At 57.3% G+C, this 19,649-nt stretch carries 13 protein-coding genes; 11 read left to right on the top strand and 2 right to left on the bottom strand.

The genetic code is table 11. The features are described 5' to 3' along the window. Window positions 1–2: 2 nt before the first annotated feature. From OLZ32_RS35940 to OLZ32_RS35890, 11 genes are all read left to right on the top strand, one after another. Window positions 3–941, top strand: a complete 939-nt coding sequence (locus OLZ32_RS35940; RefSeq protein ID WP_264425125.1) for a glycoside hydrolase family 26 protein — start codon at window positions 3–5, stop codon at window positions 939–941. 18 nt (window positions 942–959) lie between these two features. Continuing rightward, window positions 960–1,469 carry a DUF995 domain-containing protein gene (locus OLZ32_RS35935; RefSeq protein WP_003545197.1) on the top strand — a complete coding sequence of 170 codons (510 nt, stop codon included), beginning with the start codon at window positions 960–962 and terminating at the stop codon, window positions 1,467–1,469. Window positions 1,470–1,526: 57 nt separating this feature from the next. After that, window positions 1,527–1,796: a hypothetical protein gene (locus tag OLZ32_RS35930; RefSeq protein ID WP_003545196.1), complete on the top strand. Its 270-nt coding sequence runs from the start codon at window positions 1,527–1,529 to the stop codon at window positions 1,794–1,796. Between the two features lie 526 nt (window positions 1,797–2,322). Further along, window positions 2,323–2,844 carry a hypothetical protein gene (locus OLZ32_RS35925; protein WP_264425110.1) on the top strand — a complete coding sequence of 174 codons (522 nt, stop codon included), beginning with the start codon at window positions 2,323–2,325 and terminating at the stop codon, window positions 2,842–2,844. A gap of 222 nt (window positions 2,845–3,066) precedes the next feature. Then, window positions 3,067–3,609, top strand: coding sequence for a hypothetical protein (locus OLZ32_RS35920; protein WP_264425108.1), 543 nt, complete (start codon window positions 3,067–3,069; stop codon window positions 3,607–3,609). A 10-nt stretch (window positions 3,610–3,619) separates the two neighbouring features. Continuing rightward, entirely contained in the window at window positions 3,620–11,212 is a 7,593-nt protein-coding gene (locus OLZ32_RS35915; RefSeq protein ID WP_264425106.1) for a hypothetical protein, read from the top strand. 102 nt (window positions 11,213–11,314) lie between these two features. After that, the gene (locus OLZ32_RS35910; protein ID WP_264425123.1) at window positions 11,315–13,474 is read left to right on the top strand and encodes a type I secretion system permease/ATPase; all 2,160 of its coding nucleotides are present in this window, start codon (window positions 11,315–11,317) and stop codon (window positions 13,472–13,474) included. Beyond that, complete coding sequence (locus OLZ32_RS35905) at window positions 13,471–14,946, top strand: HlyD family type I secretion periplasmic adaptor subunit (protein ID WP_264425105.1); 1,476 nt, start codon at window positions 13,471–13,473, stop codon at window positions 14,944–14,946. The genes OLZ32_RS35910 and OLZ32_RS35905 overlap by 4 nt, the downstream gene beginning before the upstream one ends. Window positions 14,947–15,240: 294 nt before the next feature. Beyond that, window positions 15,241–15,687: a helix-turn-helix domain-containing protein gene (locus OLZ32_RS35900; RefSeq protein WP_264425103.1), complete on the top strand. Its 447-nt coding sequence runs from the start codon at window positions 15,241–15,243 to the stop codon at window positions 15,685–15,687. A gap of 497 nt (window positions 15,688–16,184) precedes the next feature. Continuing rightward, window positions 16,185–16,736 carry a recombinase family protein gene (locus OLZ32_RS35895; protein ID WP_264425101.1) on the top strand — a complete coding sequence of 184 codons (552 nt, stop codon included), beginning with the start codon at window positions 16,185–16,187 and terminating at the stop codon, window positions 16,734–16,736. Window positions 16,737–17,022: 286 nt separating this feature from the next. After that, window positions 17,023–17,469, top strand: coding sequence for a hypothetical protein (locus OLZ32_RS35890; RefSeq protein ID WP_264425099.1), 447 nt, complete (start codon window positions 17,023–17,025; stop codon window positions 17,467–17,469). 15 nt (window positions 17,470–17,484) lie between these two features. Here OLZ32_RS35890 and OLZ32_RS35885 read toward each other — a convergent pair. Then, window positions 17,485–18,674 (bottom strand): IS3 family transposase gene (locus OLZ32_RS35885; RefSeq protein WP_264425097.1). Its coding sequence is split into 2 segments (ribosomal slippage): window positions 17,485–18,425 and window positions 18,425–18,674, totalling 1,191 coding nucleotides; the frame shifts between segments, so codons are not numbered across the junction. A 147-nt stretch (window positions 18,675–18,821) separates the two neighbouring features. Continuing rightward, the gene (locus tag OLZ32_RS35880; protein WP_264425095.1) at window positions 18,822–19,565 is read right to left on the bottom strand and encodes a tyrosine-type recombinase/integrase; all 744 of its coding nucleotides are present in this window, start codon (window positions 19,563–19,565) and stop codon (window positions 18,822–18,824) included. Window positions 19,566–19,649 lie beyond the last annotated feature (84 nt).

Raw genomic sequence — 19,649 nt, 5'->3', positions numbered from 1 at the left:
TGTTGTCGTTAACCGGCCTGTTGCTGTCGGGAGTCGCGATCCTGCCGACCGCTCTGGGCAGCTCTGCCGAAGGGCAGCCGCTTGCAATGACGACATCGTCCATTGCGCCGCCGGCCAAAATGCCGGTCGTCACGAAGGAGTCGATCACGTTCGGCGCCTATGATCCGCACGGAGATTTAGGCGCCTCGCCCGATTCGAAGATCGAACACCTCTTCCTGCCCTGGGAAGATGTCGATCTGCAGACGCTCGCCGTCGCCGACAATTATGCGCAAGCGCGTGGCCGCACCCTGCTGATCTCGGTCGAGCCCTGGACCTGGTCACCCGATTGGCGCCAAACCTCGCAGGAACTGCTGCACAGCATCCTCAACGGTTCGCGCGATGCGAACATGGCCGCCGTCTGCTCGACTGCTGCCAAGCTGAAAAGTCCGGTCATCATTCGCTGGGGACAGGAAATGGACGAAACCGACAGCCAGTTCTCCTGGTCGCATTGGCAGGGCGCCGATTATGTCAAAGCCTATCGCCGGATGGTGGATGTCTGCAAGGTCCACCTGAAGACGGCCAAATACATGTGGTCACCGAAGGGCAATGAGGGGCTTCAAGCCTTTTATCCCGGCAACGATGTCGTCGATCTCATCGGGCTCTCGGTCTTTGGCCTGGAGCAATACGACAGGGACAAGACTGGCCGCGACCAGACGTTTGCCGAGCACCTTGCGCCCGGATACGCCCGTGTCGCTGGTTACGGCAAGCCCATCATGGTTGCCGAACTCGGCTACGAGGGCGACGAACCCTTCGTGCGAAGCTGGGCTGAGAGCGTAACGAAACGCTATCCCCAGTTCCCGGCCCTGAGCGCCGTTGTCTACTTCAACGACCGTGAAGTCTATCCGTGGCCGGACGGCTATGGCCGCCCCGACTGGCGGATCGTCCGCCAAAGCATCAATTGAATTAGAAGGAACCTGAACATGTCCATGCTTCAAAAAATGCTCCTGGCCGTGGCCCTGACCAGCGGTATCGCTACGGCCGCGTCCGCTGCCGGAACCAATGAGCCTGCGGGGATCGAGACCGCAAAGCCGATGAGCAGCGCGGAAATCTATCGGCTCTACAACCAGAATTCCTGGATGTGGAAAGCCGGCGCCGGCTACTTCTCCGCAAAGGCGCGTCGCTTTACCGCCTGGTCGCGGGAAAATGGCTCGCCATCCTTCGGCATGGGCCGCTGGTTCATCACGGAGTCGGGTAAACTCTGCTTCAACGCCGACTGGCACGCCAAGACCGGAACGGCGACGGCAATCACCTGCTTCAGCCACCGCAAGAAGGGCGGCCTGATCTATCAGAAACGCGAACCGGACGGTCAATGGTACGTTTTCAAGAGCGCACCGGCACAAGCCACCGACGAATTCGCAAAGCTTCGCCACGGCGACTACGTGAGGTCTCAATTGGGGAGAATTGAGACGAGCGTCAGTAAGACCAAATAAGGGCGAAGCTAGGGGTTGCGCGCGGCCGAGGCGCCATCTGTATCCTTGTAGGAGCCGATGCCTGCGCGCAACCCTTTTCATAAAAGATCGCGAAGCGCCTTCAAAAGGCGGCGAACGAACGGCCGGGGCCTCGAACCCATCCCCGGCAGCATCACCTATGGTGGCCAGCCGCGCACCAAACTCACCAAATCCCCCGGCTCCGCCTTCCCGCATGACTTCATCGACCAATACGGCCGGCAGGTGGAGGAAACCTACATGATCCAGCCCGACCGGAGCCTGATCATCGCGCATCGGCAGTACAAGCCGATCCGGTTTTTCGGGGATTAGGCTCGTTCGGCGTGGTTTGCGGGAGATGGAGCGGGTGAAGGGAATCGAAACGGCGATTTATCTTATTGTTCTAACACTGTATTTTAAACACGAACAATTGAAATACCTGCCATCGTACCGCAAATTTCGTTGCATGTAGATGGATGTTAGCAGCGCTGTTGGACAACAACCTACGCGGATCGCAGCCTTCCATGCATTTTCTGCTTCCGAATAACCCTCTCGAATAGTTTTTTCGCCAGAGGCTGCTGCTCCTGCAATTGAGAATGGAGCAAAGGGACCCTAATATCCATGGGTCTCCCCGTAAACGTGAGTCGATGTGTGAGCAAATTATACGACCGTAAGGAACTCATCGCTGCGGCTGCGGCATTTGCAGATGCCATATACAACGGGGGAATCCCGGGACGACCAGCTGGCGAAACGCCCTTTCATACCGTCTGTCTTGGCGAACGCTTCATATCCAATCATGCAGTCAAGCTACTACTTGATCCTGAGCCCTCCTATTTCGGACATATCCGACCTCAGTCAGATGGCAGCAGATCCTGCACAAGGCGGCAGCGCGCCATTGAGCAGCACATCACCGCTGAAACTACAAGCTCCGAATGGCGGCGAAACCTCCTCGCCTCCGATCGAGAATGGACTGCGGGCTGACCCGGTCGAGGCCGTAGCTCCCTCGGAACAATGGCAATTCAGCACCCGAGAGGAGGACTGGGGACAAACCTGCTATGCCGAAATTCAGAAGCGTGATGTTAAGGTTGGCTTTATGGGCTCGCCCGGCGAGCATCTCATTGGTTTCGTTGAGGGCGTCTTCAAGGGCGACACCAGAGCGACATGGCACGTGGATGACAAGCGGGCCTATGTATCCGACGGCGGCCAGAACAACTATTTCGGCTGGCATGAATTTGACCAACTGCCGATGGACTTGCTGGATCAGATTTCAAGCGGCAAGGAATTGGCTATTACGGGCGCAAAGGGTGAGCGCACTGTTGTCAGCCTCAAGGGCGCGAGTGAGGCAGTATCCAGGTTCAAGGCCTGCTTCGGCAAGCACTAGCTCCGTTCTATCATGCGCTGTCTGCTGCCCCGCTGATTTTTAAAGCCAATGAAGCAAAGCCGCACTCTTGCGACGACCAGATGTGTAAATCCCTAAGACCAGTCGCCAACGAGTGCCGCAAGAAAACTTCGACTTGTACTTGATTATTTTTGATTTGCCCTATATCGGTTGTCCGCCTCACAAGATTCAGATAAACAGCGATAGATCTAAAGCAGCTCATTAATGCGCGACCTCGCACTTACCATAGGATATTTTCCTATTGCCACTGCCGCGATAGGGCTGTACGCTTATGCTAGATATTTCTATATTAAGAAATATGACTTTTATGTGTATGCATTTTCTTCTCTCTTTCTGAGTATATTTTCTATATCCGTGATATTCTATATCTTTATTGCAAAATCGCTCATCAGTATAGTGATGTCGCAAATATTTTCTGTTTCATTGATGTTTATTTTGGTGCGGCTTGCGGTGAGTCGCGCCGCAGATGGTTCGACGCGTATGTTGGTGGACCGCGGCCTGCCAGCGAAAGCGCTCATTCTAATGGCTCTCATGCCAGCCTCAGTTGTTATCGTGATTGATTGGTTGGTCGAAAATATATCTCCAAGATGCATAGGAGCAAAGTGCGGGGCTCTGGAGTTTGTATTCGGCAGCGATGACGTTTTCAGCCTCTACTACTTCACCAATCTCTATGGAGTAGTTTTTTTAACACTGAGCGCCCTTTCTATAAATGCCCTAACAAGACGATTTCTAGCAAAATTAAAATAGGCAGGACACCATGGCGGATCAATACAATTCTCTGTTCCCGGGCGATCAATACAATTCTGCCATAGAAAACACTCCAAAGACTTATGGCGTTTCCAATGATCAATTTAGAGATACGCTCAATAACACAGCAACTACTATCCAGTTTGCTGTAGATATAGCGAAGGCTTTGTCGGCATACTCTATAGTTGCGACCTACGGCGCTAAAGCTACTAATAAATATTTTACGAAGAAGGCGGTAAGCGCGAGAAGAATACTTGGCTTCGGCCAGAAATTTGAGGGAATCACATCATTCGCCTCTAAGTATGCCTTGGACGTTCGCGCTCTCGCCGGAGTCGGCAAAGCGCTCGGGGAGGTCGCGTTGCCGCTTATGCTTGCCGAGAATGGCTTGGACCTTGCTACTTACGAGGGACGTCATTATTGGACGAGAGCAGTTGGCATTGCCGCTGACGATTTTGCTGGCCTTTCCCTGGGCCTAGGCGTGACTGTTGCCGCAACGGCGACCGCTGTTTTTCTTGCCGCCACGCCTGTGGGATGGGCACTAGCCGGCACCTGGGTTCTGGGTGCGGCCACTGCCGCGGCGTATTCTTACAAGTATGGGTCAGTGGTGCGTAATGGGGTCACTAATGCTCTTGATGATGCAGTGTACGGACCGCCAGAAAAGCCGCAGCGGCCTGCAGTGGATCTGACTTTCCAGCAACTCATGACGCCTACTCCGTCGCCAGCACAAATTTCGGCAACTGATCTGATCACACCAATTCCACCGCCTGTTCCTGTCACTTCAGTCGCACCGCTTACACCTGCATCGCTGCCAGATTTTCGGAACTACTGGGATCCCTCGTCCTATAGTGAGGGCGGCAACTATTCGACATCGTCTGGTCGCGGTGGATCATCTGATATCTACGGTAGCTCTTCATGGGGTGGCGGATCTTCTTCCGTTCAAGACTCTGGAGGTGCTAGCGCACCCGGCAGCAGTGGAGGGGGCGGAAGCTCATTCAGTGGACATGGCAATTCTGGGAGTCACTATACACAGACGCCATTTGAAGGACCGGTGCCAGAGTCTAGACCTTCTGCGGATACCTCTAGTGGTTGGGTGCAGTGGACCAGCGATAAAGGTACGGGTTGGAATCTCAGTGTAGACCACTGGAGTAAAGACAAAGACTTCTACGACAATCATGGACATTACGGGTGGCCGATATTGCTCGATATATCGGGCGGTGGTCTGAACGTGGAGAGCGTTTCATCCTCCTCAAGGTTCGTTGATCTCGACGGCGACGGTTACCAGCATCGCACCGCATGGGCTGGAACGGGCACCGGTGTACTTGTCATTGACGCGGATGGTGACGGCAAGATCAGCCGATCGAGCGAATTCGCTTTTACTGAGTGGGATTCTTCGGCGACGAGCGACCTCGAGGCGCTGAAGCATGTCTTCGATACTAACGGCAACGGCAAGCTCGACGCCGGCGACGCGCAATGGTCGAAATTCCGAGTGGATGTCAACGGCCAGCTTGTCACGCTTGATAGCCTCGGCATCACCTCGATCGACCTGACGCCGAAGGGCAGCGGCCAGACCTTCAGTGACGGCTCCGCCGTCACCGGAACGACCACCTTCACTCGTGCCGATGGCACGACTGGAACCGTCGGCGACGCCATATTAGCGAACGATGATGCCGCGTATATCGTCAAGACGACCAGCACGACGAAGGCTGACAATTCGGTCGAGAAGACGATCCTTGCCTACAATAAGGACGGCAGCCTTGCCTTCCGCAACGTGGTGACGACGAGCGCCGATGGCAAAACCGTCCAGACGCAGTTCGACGACGACGGCAACGGCACCTTGGATCGCTCGCAGACCAATGTGCTGACCACCGATACCTCAGGCGTTCAGACAAAAACCGTCTCCAACTTCAATGCTGACGGATCGCTGTCGGATCGCACAACGACGGTCACCAGCGCCGATCATCTGACCGTGACGACGGCGCTTGACCAGGACGGTGACGGAATCGCCGATCAGCAGCAGACTTTCGTCAAGAACGCCGATGGTTCGACCACGACGACCACGCAGCAACTCAGCGTCAACGGGACGCTCCTGTTTGGAACATCAGTCAATGGCTCGGCCGACGGCCTGACGAAGACGACCAGCCTCGATCGCGACGGCAATGGGGTCTACGACGATATCGTCACCGAGACCACCACAGTCGCGGCGGATGGCAGCCGCACCATCACAGCGATCGATCGCAGCTCCAACGGCAAGCTTCTATCAGAGGTCGACACGTCAACCAGTGCTGACGGCCGCACCATCACCGTATCGGTCGACGCAGACGGTAACGGACCCCGCGAAACCAAAACCGTCACCACATCCACCACGGCAGCCTCTGGCGACATAACGCTGGACACGATCGTCTACAACACCAATGCGTCCTCCATTAAGCGCTCCAAATCGACGACGGTCACCACCGCCGACGGATTGTCAAAGACCACGACGAGCGACCTAAACGCCGATGGCGTCATCGATTTCACCGATACCGATGTGACGGTGATCGACACCACCAGCCGGACGCAGACGGTCCAGCATCGCACCAAGACCGGGACCACGGGCACCCTGCTGTCGCAGACGGTCACGAAGACCAGCCTCGACGGCAAGTCGATCACGATCACCGAGGATGCGAACGGCGACACCAAGACCGACAAACTGACCGAGATCATCGTCGGGACCGATGGGCAGACGACCAACACGGTCAGCACGCTGAACTCCGATGGCTCGTTGATCAGCAAAACCGTCACGCTCACATCCGCCGGTGGCCTGTCGAAGACGATCAGCGTCGATGCGAATGGCGATACCGTCAACGATCTCGTGGTGACGGATGTCATCTCCACCAATGCCGACGGCAGCCGCACGGAAATCGTGACGTCGACGAGCGGTAACGGCACGCTGACCGGCAAGACTATTACGACCACAACAGCCAACAGCCTGACCCAAACCGTCAAGACCGACGCCGACGGCGACGGCGTCTACGAAGATACCACGAAAAGCGTCATCGCTCTTGACAGCACCGGTAAGCGAACGGAAACGGTGAGGAGCACGAGCGTCGACGGCACGCTGAACTCTCAGATCGTCACCGACGTCAGCGCCGACCGCCGCAGCACCACCATCGTGAGCGATGCGGATGGCGACGGCAAGACCGATACGCGCCGGGTCGAGACGACCACAGTCAGCGGCAATGTCAACATCTGGGAGCGGCAATACGCTGCGGATGCGTCGACGATCAGCACGGTAATTACCGACATTAGCGGTAATGGCCTGACCAAGACCGTGTCGGCGGATTTGAACCACGACGGCGTCGGCGACCGGATCACGAACGACCAGACCGTGCTCAATGCCGATGGAAGCAGGACTCAGGCGATCTCTCTGACGAGCAGCGATGCCACGCGTCTCGACAAGAAGACGATCGTCACGTCAGGCAACGGCATGTCGATCACGACGAGCGACTACATCAACGGCGACGAGGTGGTCGACGCCAAGACGACCGATGTCACGACATTCGACACCTACGGGCTGCAGTTCCAAACCGTATCGAACTATCAGGGAACGACGCTGGTAAATTCGACGAAAGTGACGACCAATCTTAACGGCCTCAACGGATCGATCGATTATGATTTGGACGGCGATGGCACGGTCAATCAGACCTTGTCATGGAAAAAAACGCCGCTCGATCCGGCCGGATCGGTCACCACCACCGAAACCGTCAAGGCAACCGACACCGCCGCCACGCTGATCTCACAGAGGATCACCACGGTCAGCGCCGACCAGAAAACGACCACAGTGAACACGAAGATCGACAGCGACACCGTCGATGACTTCGTGGAAACGATAACCATCAACGATGTTGGAACGCAAAAGGACGAAATCAAGCAGTATAAGGCTTCCGGTGTCCTCGAAAGCCAGGCTGTGGTCACCACCTCGGATGACGGGCTGTTGAAGACCTTGAGTTCCGACCTCGATGGTAACGGCATCTTTGAACTCGTCACCACCGACGTCATTGTGCTGAACGCCGGCGGCAGCCGCACCGAGACCATCTCGAAGATGGGCATCGGCGATGCGCTGATCTCCCGCACAACGGCCAATGTCAGCGCCAGCGGCTTGACCAAGACGACGAGCTGGGCCGATGCCAGTGGCACGGTAGTTCGCTCCATGACCGACGTCACCGTCATCAACGCCGATGGCGGCGCCACGGAGACACTGTCCTACTTCAAGGGGGATGGGACGACGCTGGAAAGCAAGACCGTAGCCACGGTCGCTGCTCATGGTCTTACGACCACAGTCACCGTCGATGTCGACGGAGATAACAACGTCGACAAAAAATCGGTCACGACGAAGCAGACCAATGGATCGACAATCCAAACCCTCAGCGACTTTGGCGCCAATGCTGCACTGAAGGATACAAAGACCATCACGACGACAGCAGACGGCCTGACGCAGACCATCGAATACGACACTGACGGCAATGCTACAGTCGACAAGAAGACGACCCGCACGACTGTTCTGAAAGCGAATGGCAGCACGGCAACCACGACGAAGGATATCGTCGCCGGTGTCACCAAGAGCATCGCGCTCACAGAGGTGTCGGGGGACGGCCTGACCGTTACCACCAAGTGGGACACCGCCGGCACCGGCGGTGGCACCACCTTCGACAAGAGCCGGACGGATGTCACCGTCCTCAATGCCAACGGTTCGAAGACGCGGACGATCAGCAATCTGACCGGCACGGCGCTGACCAGCCGCACCCTCGTCACGTCAAGCGCCAACGGCCTTTCGATCACCACCCAGATCGATCCTACAGGCGCCGGCACCTACAGCCAGACGGCGACCGATGTCACAGTCCTGAATGCCAATGGCACGAAGACCAGGACGGTGGAAAGCAAGAAGGCCGATGGTTCGCTGATCTCCAGGACCACCACGACGATCAGCGCCAACGGCCTGATTACCTCATCCAGCCAAGAGCGTCCGGGCTTTAGCAACCAGACCGTTACCGACACGATCACGGTCCTAGCGGACGGTGCCGTTCGCGAGATCGTCGAAACGAAGGACAGCGGCGGAACCCTGATTGGCAGGACCGTCACGCTGACCAGCGCCGATAAGCTGAGCGTCACCATCGACCGAGATGGCAACGGTGACGGCATCGTCGATCAGCGCCAGGAGACGGTCACTGCCAACTCCGGAATCCAGACATCGGTGACGACCAACTTTAAGGCAGATGGAACGGTCAAAGACAGGTCGACCGCTGTCGTATCCGCCGACGGCCGCCTGACGACGACGACCTGGGATCTCGAGGGCAATGGCACGATTGACCGTCAGCGGGTGACGAATTTCACCGCCAATGCCGACGGAAGCAGCACGACCGTCATCTCGGATACGGATCTTCTGACCGGCACGCTGGCTGCGAAGACGACGACCCAGACCTCTGCAGACGGCAGAGTGAGGACGACGTCGAAGGATATCAATGGCGACGGAACGAACGATCAGAGCGAAACCGTCACCATCGATTCCACCGGCGCCTCAGTGTCCGTAGTCACCAACAATGCAACGGCGCGACTGGTTTCCAACCTGACACCGGGCGGTGTCTACTGGACCCAGGCAATCGCCGCGAAGATCGAGACGACCACGTCAGCGGATGGCCGCACCAAGATCGCCAAATACGATTATGACGGCAACGGCGTCTACGAGACCGTCATGCAATCGACCATCCAAGTCGACGGCTCTATCGTCACGGCAGTGACCGAAACCAACGCCAGTGACACGGTGACGGCCAAGGGCACGATCTCGACCAGCGCAGATGGCCTGATCACCAAGCTGTCGAAGGATGCGGGCAACAACGGCACCATCGATCATACCGAGACGGCGGTGATGCATGCCGACGGTTCGATCACCCTGACCAAAGTCGATCTCACCAGCGGAGCAATGACGCAGACGACCACCAATATCGTCACCGCCCTCGGCTCGCTTGTCTCCAGCCTCACGACGGACTCGGCTGGCCGCAAGACCGCGCAGACCATTTTCGCCGCGGACGGAAGCTCTGTGACGACGACCTATGATGGGGCGAGCGGCAAGCAACTGAGTGTCGCCAATGCAAATAAGGCCGGCTTGCTGACAACCGTCACTTTCTACGACCCGCTGAGTGCGCAGACATGGAAAAGTGTCGAGCAGCAATATGACTCTGCCGGCAAGAAGACGTTGGAAAAGCAGTTCTACGACGACGGATCGCGGATCGAGATCAGCTTCGATCCATCGAATGCTGCGGCGTGGTCGCAGATTCAACAGAACTACAATGCGGCAGGACAGCTGACTTACAAGCTTGAAACGGCCGACAATGGAACGAAGACCGCCTATGATGTTGCCGGCACCCAGTCATGGTCAACCATCAAGCAATCTTATGACACTGCAAATAGGCTGGTCGGGGTCGATCAAGCCAATGACGACGGCACACGCTATGTTGCCAGTTACGATCCCGCCAACGCGGCGGCATGGTCTCGTGTCGACTATTCCTACAACGCGAGCAATCAACTCACAGCTCAGAACACTTATTACGATAACGGTGACAAACGCTGTGAGGCTTGGGATCGGGCGAGCGCTGTAAACTGGTCATATCATCTTGTGATCCAGAATAGCGCCGGACAGACGACCTACGAAGAAACGACCTTCGATAGCGGTCAAACCGATAAGACGACTTATGACGTCGGTAACGGTCAGCCTTGGAGATTCCAGACTGCATCATACTCATCGTCCGGCGCCCCCATGCAAATATTCACGCAAATGGATGAGGCCAAGAAGTGGTATTACGAATACTTTGACTATCTGAATAACAAGTCGTGGACCAGAGACATCATTCGCTTTGACAGATACGGCGTCAAAACCAGTGGCGATACCTATTTCGATGACGGCACCCGCATAGAATACGAGTACCATTCCGACAAGGGTGGCACCTTGGATTGGTGGAAAAAGTATGATGCGCAAGGGCGTGTCATTCAAAGATATGATGCCAATTCGCCGATCCTCCTGGACCTGAATGCCGACAGCCATGTTGATCTTCGGCCGCTTGACTCGCTCGCCACATCGGTGGGATTCGATTGGGATGGCGATGGTGTGGCCGACGAAACAGCCTGGGTCGGTCCTCAGGACGGCTTCCTGGCAATCGATCTCGGTGCGGACGGAACGGCCGGCGCCGATGGAAAGATCGACCAAGCGCGGGAGCTGGCGTTCAGCCTTTGGAACGACAGTGCGACCTCCGACCTTGACGGTCTCCGTCGTGCCTTCGACACCAACCACGACAACGTCTTCGACAAGAACGACGATCGTTGGAGCGAGTTCCGAGTCTGGCGTGACCTAAACCAGAATGGCGTCAGCGACGCCGGCGAACTGCAGACGATGACGGACGCCGGCATCCGGTTGATTAATCTGATATCGAGCAGCGACGGCGCGCAATCCTTCGCCGATGGTTCGATGATCACCGGCACCAGCTCCTATCAAACCGTCGCCGGCACCACCCAATATCTGGTCGGTGACGCAGTCCTTGCTTCGCGGTCCAGTCAGGCGGCCAATGTCGCATAACAACATCTCCTGCCTGATGCCGTCGCTGTACAGCGCCGGCATATCCGCCTTTCGCTGATCCCGCACATGGTAGACATTCAGACAGCGCCCGATCGCGACGCGATGGCGGCGGAGAGCAACGGTGCATCCGAAACAGCAATCGCCGACAGCGGACTGGCGGCGATCTCTGCTGTTGCCGGATATTTCAGGATCGCATCGCGTCCGGAGACGCTGAGCCGTGAGCTTGCGCTGACCGCGCCGGCTGCACGCGACGACCTGCTGCGGTCGGCAAAGATCGTCGGCCTGAAGGCGCGCACCGTCCGCGTGGACAAGATCAAACGCCTGACAACGCTTCCGGCGCCGGCGCTTGCCGCGCTAAAGGACGGCACCTTCGCCGTCTTTGCGGGCGTGGCCGCCGAGGGGCGATATCGGCTGATCAATCCTATCGATTTCTCCGCCCGCAATGTCGAGGCGGACGAGCTTCTCGATCTGACCTCGGGCGAGTTCATCCTCGTCCAGCGCCGTTTCGCCGGCCCTGGCGCCTCGCAGCAGAATTTCGGGTTTCGCTGGTTCCTGCCGGCGATCTGGCGCTATCGGCGGGCCTTTGGCCATGTGCTGATCGCTTCGCTCGTCATCCAGATCTTCGCACTGGTGACGCCGCTGTTTTTCCAGGTCGTCGTCGACAAGGTGCTGGCGCATCGCAGCTATTCGACGCTGATCGTGCTCGTCGTCGGCCTCGCGGCCGTCGGCCTCTTCGACGTGGTGCTGCAATATCTTAGAACCTATGCGCTGTCGCACACGACCAACCGCATCGACGTCGAACTTGGCCGCCGTCTGTTCCGGCATCTCCTGAACCTGCCGCTCAGCTATTTCGAAACGCGCGCCACCGGCCAGACCGTCGCGAGGATTCGCGAGCTGGAAACCATCCGCAATTTCCTCACCGGTCAGGGACTGTTCTCCGGTCTCGACCTGATCTTCACCGTCATCTTCATCTTCGTGCTGTTTTCCTATTCCTCGAAGCTCGCGTGGATCGTCGTCGCCTCGATCCCCTTTTACATGGCGATCGGTTTTCTGATCCGCCCCTTCCTCAAGGAGCGCATCGACGAGAAGTTCGAGCGCGGCGCCTTCAGCCAGCAGCTGCTCGTCGAGACCGTGGTCGGCATACAGACGCTGAAGGCATCGGCGGTCGAGCCGGTGGTCTCCTCGCAATGGGAAGAGCGGCTGGCTGCTTACGTGCGCTCGTCCTTCCTCGCGACCATGCTGGCGGCCAAGGGTCAGAACGCCATCCAGTATGTCAACAAGATCACCTCGGCCGCCCTGCTGCTCTTCGGCGCACAGGCGGTCATCGATGGCGAATTGAGCGTCGGGGCCTTGGTCGCGTTCAATATGATCGCTGGACAGGTCTCCCAGCCGATCCTGCGCCTGTCGCAGCTCTGGCAGGATTTCCAGCAGGTGCAGGTCTCTATCGCCAGGCTCTCGGATATTCTCAATGCCCCGCAGGAGCCACGGCCGAGCGTTGCGGTCAGCCTGCCGCCGCCGAAGGGGGCGATCAGCTTCAAGGCGGTGAACTTCCGCTATTCGCCCGATGGCCAGGACGTGCTCAAGGACATCAATTTTTCGATCCGGCCGGGCGAGGTCATCGGCATCGTCGGCCCCTCCGGCTCCGGCAAGTCGACGCTGACCAAGCTGGTGCAGCGCTTCTATATCCCGAACAACGGCCAGGTCTTTGTCGATGGCCAGGATATCGCCCAGGTCGATCCGGCCTGGCTGCGGTCGAATATCGGCGTGGTGCTCCAGGAGAACATGCTGTTCAACCGGACGATTCACGACAATATCTGCATGGTCAATCCGGCCATGTCGCGGGCCGCCGCCATTCAGATGGCGCGACTGTCAGGCGCCGACGAGTTCATCGCCAAGCTGCCACGCGGCTACGATACGCTGATCGAGGAGCGCGGCGCCAATCTTTCCGGCGGCCAGCGGCAGCGTCTGGCCATTGCCCGCGCGCTGGCCACCAATCCGCCGATCCTCATCCTCGATGAAGCGACAAGTGCGCTCGACTATGAGAGCGAACGTATCATCCTCGGCAATATGCGCGAGATCGTTCGCGGCCGCACCGTCATCATCATCGCCCATCGCCTGGCGACCGTACGACACTGCAACCGCATCATCGGCATGAAGGACGGACGCATCGTCGAAGAGGGAACACACGAGACGCTGCTTGCCCGTCCGAACGGGCTCTATGCCCATCTGTGGCAATTGCAGACGGGGCCAATCCAGTCATGAACCAGGCCGTCCAACCTCCCCGGCTTCCACCGAAGCCGCAGAAACGCTTGCAGGTGGATAACGAGTTCCTGCCGGCTGCACTCGAGATTCTCGAAACGCCGGCATCGCCGATCCGCACGGCGCTCATTTGGTTCATCTGCCTGTTCACCGCCGGCGCACTGATCTGGAGCTATGTCGGCAGATTCGATATCGTCGCGACAGCTCAGGGCAAGATCCAGCCGACCGGACGCGTCAAGGTGATCCAATCGATCGAGGTCGGCAAGACGATCGCGGTTCCGGTCTCGAACGGCGCCAAGGTGGAAGCCGGAGACATTCTCGTCGAGCTTGACCCAACCGAAGCCCGGGTCGAGGTCAACACGCTGTCCACCAGCCTCGCGGCACTGCGGGCAGAAGTCGCGAGACGTGGCGCGGCATTGGCCGAGGTTAACGCCTGGCAGCGTGGCGATCTCTGGAGCGGAACGCGAAGGATTGAGATCGTCCCCGAATTCGCCGATTCCATACCGGCGGAGATCCGCACGCGCGAGGCGCTGCTCTACACGTCCGATCTCGAGCAGCTCGCATCGACCCTCGATAGCCTCGCGGCCCAGCGCAATCAGCAGTTCGCCGCGCTCAAGAGGTACACCGAGATGGTCACCGCTCAGCAGGCGCTGGTGGCCACGCTTGCAGATCGTGTCACCATGCGCTCCAACCTCGTCGATCTCAGCGCCGGATCGAGATCCGGCGTCATCGATGCGGTTGAAATCAGGCAGAAGGAAGAGGCAACACTCGCCGAGCAGATCGGTCAGCGGGCGGAAGCGGAAACCGCGATCGTTACGGCGGCAAGCGAAGGCCTGAAAGCCATCAAGACCTTCGTCGCCGACAATGCTCAGAAGCAGGCGGCAGCATCACGAGAGATCGACGAGAAGGAACAGCAGCTGGTCAAAGCGGCCAAACGGCTGGAGTCGATGACGATCAAAAGCCCGATCAATGGCGTCGTCCAGACATCGGCCATCACCACGGTCGGTCAGGTGGTGACCGCTGGCGCCGAACTGATGCGGATCGTCCCGGATGATGCCTCACTCGAGATTGAAGCCTATCTGCCGAACAAGGACATCGGCTTCGTCTCACCGGGACAGCCTGCCGTCATCAAGGTCGAAGCTTTCCCATTCACCCGCTACGGCATTCTCAACGGCAAGGTCACCCGCGTCGCGACCGACGCCATTCCGGAGCCGGATGCACAGCAGCTCGAAGGCCAGCCGGCAAAGGAGCTGCAGAGCGTGATCCCGATCGGCAATGCCCAGCGTGTCCAAAACCTTGTCTTCCCCGTCACCATCAAGCCGGATGTCGCAAGCATCGATATCGATGGAACGCGCGTTGCGCTTTCGCCCGGCATGTCCGTCACCGTCGAAGTCAAGACCGGCAGCCGGCGCATCCTCGAATATCTCTATTCCCCCCTCGCCGAGGTCGCTTCAGAGGCGATGCAGGAGAGATGAGCAGCTCGTTGTCCAACGGGTCTTTTCCGTGTCGGCGATCGTCAGTTCCAAGAGATAGAAAAATATTTGGCGACGTACCCCGGTCTTCGGCAATGGCATTGACAGCTGTGAGTTGGTCTATGACTGCCGATATTTTCGAGTCCATCCACCTTGTCCACAAGGGAGAGTTACAGCTCGATCCCCTTGATGCACAGGCTGCCTCGATCGCAATCAACCCGCGTGTTTCGGCTTGCCGTGTTGAGAGATTTGATGTCGAGAGGAGGAAGGTCGCAATCATGCAATCGGAGCTTAGCTGTGGACGCAAAACGAACCGGACAAAAGCAGCGTCGGACGATCAAAGCCGAGGGAGCTCATCCTGTTGATGCCCACGTGGGGCAGCGCATTCTTTTAGCGCGCCAAGCCAAGAGAATGTCTCAAAAGGTTCTCGCGGACCAGCTCGGCATAACCTTTCAGCAAATTCAGAAGTACGAGAAGGGTAAGAACCGCGTCAGTGCGTCAGTGCTCTACGGGATCACCTGCGCGCTGGACGTGCCCGCCACCTATTTCTTCGACGGATTGGGGACCGGTGACGGGCCAGCGCCGGTGGCTACTCCTCTGGCAGTGGAAAATCTGAAGGCGCTTAAGCCATTGTTCACTGTCCAGGAAAATGTGAATCTCTTGCAAAATTATCTGCGAGCGCCTTTAGCCGTCCGGAAAGCGGTTCGCTCCCTGCTTTCCATCGTAGCAACGGAGGAGACATAGGCTCCAATTCAGCGCAACTGATCGGACGGCTGCCACCAATTTGTAAATTCCGGTGCACCGCTCTCGGCCAAAGCACTTCCAACATGCAAAAAGGGTGTGTTGTCGGCGAGTTTTCCGCCGATGATTGCTCTTAATTCGCGTGCTTTGCTCCCACGCCCGGCAAGGCGTTCAAATGGATCAGCATCGCGTCGTCCCTATCAGGTTGGCCGGAGAACTTGTTCCCATGAGCCCACCTGGCGCACTTTTCACGCTAATAGGCGTGCAGCCATTTGAAAAAAAGAGCCCGCTCGCCGAGATTGCCTCCGAGGCGATGCAAAAAGGTGAAGCTGGAACCAATGTCAGCCGCCGGTCCTCGTGGGCCTCAGGATCATCTAGCGCGTAACACGAGGGTATAGCCCTACGTGACAGTGAGCAGGTTACCAGACCGACCGTCACATCAGTCTTGACGCCGACTATTTGTGACAAGGTAGCCTCGGGCCTAAAACCTGAGGTGACAAATGACAAAAATCGGATACGCCCGCGTTAGCACGATCGACCAGGACTTTGAACTTCAGCAGCAGCGCCTAAGGGCGGAGGGCTGCCTAATCGTACGGGCAGAAAAGGTGTCAGGCGCGAGTCGCGACGGTCGAACAGAGTTGGCAACCGTCATCGAATTTCTCCGCGAGGGCGACGAACTGGTCGTAACGCGCCTGGATCGCCTCGGCCGTGACACCCGCGACGTTCTGAATATCGTACATGAGTGCGAACAGCGCGGTGCCTGCCTGACTATCCTCGATCCCCATGTATCGACCCGCGGTGAGATGGGTCACGTAATACTCACGGTGCTGGGTATGGTTGCGCAGATGGAACGCCGCTTCATCAAAGAGCGCCAGCGAGAAGGTATCGAGCGGGCTAAATCAGCCGGCCGCTACACCGGAGGCAAGCTTCGAGTTGACTATCAGAAAATTAGACAGCTGTCGGCATCAGGCATCGGCGTAACAGCGATCGCTAAGGAAATCGGTTGCTCGCGAATGCAGGTTTACCGGGTCCTTAACGCGGCGGGCACATGAATACGTTGCCCTTTCAATATCCATGTCTCTCGTCGAAGGCGTGTCACGTCAGGGATTGGACCCGACGCTACGACGCTACACGGGGCAGTTTGGGACTTCGACGTTACGGTTCGAATGAGCAGGAAGTGGCATACCGGTTGCTATATTTAAATATGCGGATAACGCCGCCCAGCTCGATTCACTTATTGCCGGCTGCAACTTAAACCATATTCTAGGTAAACTATTTCGTAAAACGCGAAGTAAGTATTGGGTGATTTTGATTAGGCTATTTGCAAGGGGCGGTGGAATGAGGTGGCAAGACGTTGAAGATCAGGTATGTCGGATTGCGGAAATGCATTGGAACGCACCCTGTCGCCCTGAAGACATCCACGGAATAAGATGTGACGGCGTCATTCGGCTGTCGGCCGACGAAATGGTCGTTCTTGAAATCACAAAAGAAGAAAGTTTGGGCAAGCTGCGCGATGACATTGCGAAGCTCAGTTCTATCCGTAATGCAAACTTTCATAAGCAGATTTTCACGAGATGCTACTTCATCACTGAAGAAGACGCGTCCTCGCTTAAAACGACTGGAGTCGCGCAAAACGTAACAGTTATGAGTGTCGACGAGTTTTCGGAGCACTTTATCGGGACCCGGCAATACGCCTACATCCGAACCTTGCGGGAATTCGGCAGTGCAGTTGATCCGGAAACAGGATCGCCTGACGAATCAGGCTACACCGCTATCCAGTACTGACCTTGCCCCCAAGTTTTATCCAGTTTTGAGTTCGCTCCAGCGGTTTTGGGTTGCTGTATTCGGGGCGGTAGCGGCGGGTTGCGGTGCGGAGCCATTCCGGCTTCGCAGCACCGCATCACGTCGCGGGTTGATTGTCTGAGCGAACTCGGCAGGTGTCATCCAGCCGAGTCCAGAGTGCGGTCGATGATCGTTGTAATCGCTGCGCCAGTTTGAAAGCGCTGATCGAGCATGGGTCAGTGACGAGAAGAGAGTTTCATTCAGGAATTCGTCTCGCAGCCGCCCATTGAAGCTTTCGATGAAGGCGTTCTGGATCGGTTTGCCCGGTGCGATGTAGTGCCATTCCACCTTGGTCCGATCCGTCCATTGCAGGATCGCGTTGCTGGTGAACTCGCTGCCATTGTCGCTGACGATCATCTTCGGCTTGCCTCGTCCCTCGATGATCCGGTCCAGCTCACGGGCAACCCGCAGGCCGGAAAGGGACGTATCGGCGACGAGGCCCAGGCATTCCCTGGTGCAATCGTCGACGACCGTAAGCACCCGGAACCTGCGTCCATCGGTGAGTTGATCCGACACGAAGTCCAGTGACCAGCGATCATTGGCGGCAAGCGGGATCAGCATCGGTGCTCGTGTGCCTATCGCTCGCTTCCGCCCGCCGCGCTTACGCACGGTGAGCTTCTCCTCCCGATAGAGCCGGAATAGCTTTTTGTGGTTCACAAGGTGTCCCTCGCGCCTGAGCAGCACATGAAGGCGTCGATAGCCAAAGCGGCGGCGTTCATTCGCCAACGCCTTCATGCGCTCGCGAAGGCCATGATCGTCGCCGCGGCTGGTTTCGTAACGGATCGTCATTCGGCAAAACCCGATGGCTTTACACGCCCGCCGTTCGCTCATCTCGTGGTGATCCATCAGATGAGCGACAGCTTTCCGCCTTGCTGCGGGCGTCACCACTTCTTTCCCAAAATGTCTTTCAAAGCCGCATTGTCGAGCATCGCATCTGCCAGGAGCCGTTTCAGCTTCGTGTTCTCGTCTTCCAGCGTCTTCAGCCGCTTGGCTTCGGATACGTCCATGCCGCCGAATTTGGCCCTCCATTTATAGATGCTGGCATCGCTGACGCCGTGCTTGCGGCAAAGCTCCGAGACCGGCGTGCCAGCCTCGTGCTCCTTCAGAATGCCGATGATCTGTTCGTCTGTGAAACGATTGCGCTTCATTCCCTGGTCCTCTCAATGGGCCAGAGCTTACTTCAAAATGGATTATTTCAACGGGGCAAGGTCAAGTACGTCGCGCCGGCGAATTCCGCGACCTATAGCGTGGAGGGAATTGCGCAGCTGGTTTCGAGTGGGCGCAAAGTTGTTCTTCTAGGGGAGTTCGGCAGTGGGAAGTCGAGATGCATCAAAGAGGTGTTCGCCCATCTTATAAAAGAAAGCCCCTTCACGCCTATAGATTGCCCTCATTAGGCCGCCAAGCTCCTCACGAGTCGTGAGCGCTGGGTGGCTTACCGGCACATGCCGCTGAAGAGCGCCCCGCAATGCTGAGGTAGGGTCGTTTTCCGCTTTTGCTGTAGCAATAGCGAACCGGAAAACGCGTCCAATTGCTGAACGCGTGGCAAGCGCACTCTCTATCCGCCCACTTTTTTCGATCACGTTGAGGACGTCCAAGACGTCTTTCCCCGAAATTTGGGTTATGGGATAAGGTGAAAGCTTCTTCGCGAGTACCTTTAACATCCACGTGTTTTTGCCGATGGTCGGCTCGGCTCGTTTGTCACGACGCAGCTTGGCGATGAATTCATCGGCGATGACACCGAACGTGTTTCCGGCCGCCGCTTTGGCAGCCAGTTGTTCCCGCTTTTTTGCCAGCGACGGATCTAAACCCTCTGATAGCTTTTTCTTGACTTCATCTCGCCGGGTGCGGGCGTCGGCAAGTCCGAGGGTGGGATAAACACCTAGCGTCAGCGTCTTCCGCTTACCGAAATAGGCGTAGTCGACCCTCCATGACTTACCGCCGGCCGTCGAAACATAGAGATAAAGGCCTTTTCCGTCTGGCAGTTTGTAGGGCTTTTCGGATTTTTTGGCATTTCTAATTTGAACATCGGTCAGCGCCATTTACGGTATTGGCCTCTAAGCTAGCAGCCTTGTACCGCAGTTTTGTACCGAAAAAATTGCTGGATGTCACTGCACCTCGTTGCA

This window comes from Rhizobium acaciae, from assembly GCF_025941625.1.
Taxonomy (GTDB): domain Bacteria; phylum Pseudomonadota; class Alphaproteobacteria; order Rhizobiales; family Rhizobiaceae; genus Rhizobium; species Rhizobium acaciae.
This window is presented reverse-complemented; position numbering and strand designations above follow the sequence as displayed.